We start from the raw sequence: 2,798 nt of genomic DNA, 5'->3' as shown, positions 1-2,798 counted from the left end.
GGCAGCTCAACGAACGACCCCGAAAAACGCTCAACTACGAAACACCCGCCGAGCGTTTCAATGCATGTGTTGCATCGACCCGTTGAAACCGCCGCTGACTGCGGTCATCTGGGGGACCGCTCAGGTGCCATAACGCTCCAGTATCGCGTGCTGTACCGCCACAAGTCGGCTTAGAGCCCTTTCTTCCATATGCTGCAAAACAGATGAAAGGCTGCTGCGGGACTTTGCTGAATTCAGTATCAAAGTTATACTAAATGCGATTGTCACCGATTTGGATTAGATCATGTTTGAGGATTTCCGCGAGAAAGAGCGCATTGGCTGGGGTTCAAAGGCCGCTTTCTACAAGGACCATACGGCGCTCATCACCACGCAAGCGATTCCAACTATGTTGCGAGCCGTTAGAGCGCGGGCGGGAGCAAGCTTGCTCGATATCTGTACCGGCCCGGGCTATCCGCTACGAGTTCCGCGTTTGGGCGCTCGTGATCTACAAGCAGAAGAATTCGATGGGCATCTCCGAGCGTGGAGGGAGGGCAGGAAGCAAGTAGTCCTGTAGCTGTCTTCGTGTCGTCAAGCGCAGCTAAAAAACGCCCGGAGGGCCTTGTAGCGTGCCCGTCAAAGTAGCTACCATCAAAGCCCTTCGATTGTAGCTTTTCTGCCATTCCGCGCGCGACTTCCGCACCTACAGTACAAACTTGGAACCCTTTTCCTCTGGCTGGTTTGAAATCATCGATCAATTCCGTCGATGCAAGTGCATCGTGGAAATCTTCGAGTGCTACAACCTCAAGGCCCCAAGTTTCACGGATCTGACGTCGATTTCTTAGCAGCACGCCATCGCTCGTGACGAACGCTGTCGCGTTTCCGGCTATGCATTCAGCGAGGTGCTTACAGTCACTGCGCGCTTGAAGTGTTCCCGCCTGCGAGGGTTTCTTTACCTCGAACACCGACGTATGGATGTGCGCAGCCAAGTCTTTAACGTTAGCATCGGCCCTTACGGGAAAGGCCGCGTCTGCAGCCATTCCCGCTCCGAAGACTGATTACGCCCTCCTAGGCTCACAGAGCCGTCTCAACAGCTGCACACGGCGCAAGGTGATGCCGGGGTCAGTGTCGTTGCTGACGTCGCGCAGGAAGCGCAGCCAGGCGCGCTCATTCGGTGTCAGATCGTTTGTGTCGTTCATGTGTCTACCTCCCGAAGATCGCCCTGATTGCCGCCTGTGACCTGCTGGTTATACGCGGATCACTATGTTCAGACGCACTGCGGATCTCCTGAAGCCAGCCAAGTTCGTTCGCTGTTATAGGCGTGCCGAAAATCTCAATGATGGCCTGAGCAGCGGTGTCGCCAACCGCCTGTTCCTAGGCCAGGCCCATCAGGTAGGCTTGATCGCACTCCAGAGAACGAGCCATGCTCGGCACCCGGTCCAGAGCGAGCTTGCTGGACCCGTTCTTGATCATCGTGACCATGTTCGCGTTCGGGAAACCCGCCTCACCGGCAATCTGAAGCTGGGATTTCCTTGCTTTCAGCTCGAGCACCCTGCGCTCGATGTATTTTGCTAGGCGGGTCTCTTCATGTGGTTTCTTGCTCATCGCTAACCTCTCAGATGTGACGCAGCATTTGCTGCTTGTCTCTGATATAGCGACGGCGTGATTGGGGATGTGTGGCGGGACGCAACTCAAACGTCAGACCGGTCGGACAAGTCGGACCATTCGGACCAATCAATACGCATAAACTCAACTTAACTCATATTCAGGCAGTCTACTTATAGCGTCGATCTTGGTTTTTAGCGTCACGTCGCCGTAGTTGTCAGCAGCGGTGCGCCCTGCATGACCCTGAATCGCATCAACTACACGATCTGAGATACCAAGCTCACGACACTGCGTCTTAAGCCTGTGCCGCCACGAGTGGTTAGGTTGCAGCCCCTCTGGTGTCAGCTTGCTCACTCGCAGCCAATCCGCCAGCCTGCTAGACACAATCGCCGCCGCTGCCTTGTATTTCTCGGGGCCGGTTGCGTTATGGAAAAGGGGGCCGGGCGTTGCGTTTTGCACGAATTGCGCGAAGCCCTCTTTGATGATTTGCGGGTGCAAGGGCACGTCGCGATATCCGCCCGCCTTGACGGTCCCGGCGTCGGGTGTGATCCGCGCCAGCCAGTGCCCATCAACTTTGCGAATATCCTCTTTTCTTAGTTGGGTTATCTCGGTAACTCGCGCGCCTTTAAACGCGCAGATGATCGGCACCCACCGCTTCAGGTTCGCCGTTTTCTCAGACTCGCGAACATATCCGAATTCATCCGCCTTGGGCTGGTAGGATCGTGACGCCTTAATGGCATTCACCGCTTCTGCATCTGTATACCCCCTTTCTCGGCCATAGACCTTTCTAGACTTGGGCTGCTTCACCGTCGCCGCAACATTCTCAGGCAACTTTTCATTTTCAACGGCCCAATTCAGAAGTGACCGCACTGTTGAAAGATGCACGTCGCTGATTGTTCTCGCGGAAAGAGAATTTCTAAGATGATCGCGCCATGCCATGATATCCATTCTCGTTAGCCGCGCGGCGTCATCATGTTTCACGAACTTGCGCAGGCCCTCCACGACTACACCCTGTCTCTTGCCACCATCGCGCATTGAACCCGATTGCATTCTCATCTGGACATAATCGGCCCATAGTCGCTTGAGGCTCACAGGAACGGGGGCCCTCTCTGGGGGCTGCGTGTTCACGATGATCGGCGCGGTGGGTTGGCCCGTGAAGTCGCCCTCGTCACGCTCTGCGACCCTTGCCAGCGCTTCTAGTTCGGCATGGCATAGGG

At 55.6% G+C, this 2,798-nt stretch carries 4 protein-coding genes; all 4 read right to left on the bottom strand.

Annotation, left to right across the window (positions count from 1 at the left end):
* Positions 1 to 398 precede the first annotated feature (398 nt).
* On the bottom strand, positions 399 to 1,016 hold the full coding sequence (locus BUB78_RS20555; protein WP_139279419.1) for a PIN domain-containing protein: 618 nt from the start codon (positions 1,014 to 1,016) through the stop codon (positions 399 to 401).
* An 18-nt stretch (positions 1,017 to 1,034) separates the two neighbouring features.
* Positions 1,035 to 1,175, bottom strand: a complete 141-nt coding sequence (locus BUB78_RS20830) for a hypothetical protein (protein ID WP_170865131.1) — start codon at positions 1,173 to 1,175, stop codon at positions 1,035 to 1,037.
* Positions 1,176 to 1,350: 175 nt separating this feature from the next.
* A complete protein-coding gene (locus BUB78_RS21495; RefSeq protein ID WP_342742356.1) occupies positions 1,351 to 1,581 on the bottom strand; it encodes a hypothetical protein in 231 nt (76 codons plus the stop codon).
* Between the two features lie 144 nt (positions 1,582 to 1,725).
* Positions 1,726 to 2,798: site-specific integrase (locus BUB78_RS19885; protein WP_073201154.1), on the bottom strand; the 1,073-nt coding region annotated here is incomplete at its 5' end.

This window comes from Roseovarius marisflavi (genome assembly GCF_900142625.1).
Lineage (GTDB): Bacteria > Pseudomonadota > Alphaproteobacteria > Rhodobacterales > Rhodobacteraceae > Roseovarius > Roseovarius marisflavi.
This window is presented reverse-complemented; position numbering and strand designations above follow the sequence as displayed.

Coding starts and splice junctions, on each gene's coding strand:
- BUB78_RS20830 (WP_170865131.1), bottom strand. CDS start 1,175: ATGAACGACACAAACGATCTGACACCGAATGAGCGCGCCTGGCTGCGC.
- BUB78_RS20555 (WP_139279419.1), bottom strand. CDS start 1,016: ATGGCTGCAGACGCGGCCTTTCCCGTAAGGGCCGATGCTAACGTTAAA.
- BUB78_RS21495 (WP_342742356.1), bottom strand. CDS start 1,581: ATGAGCAAGAAACCACATGAAGAGACCCGCCTAGCAAAATACATCGAG.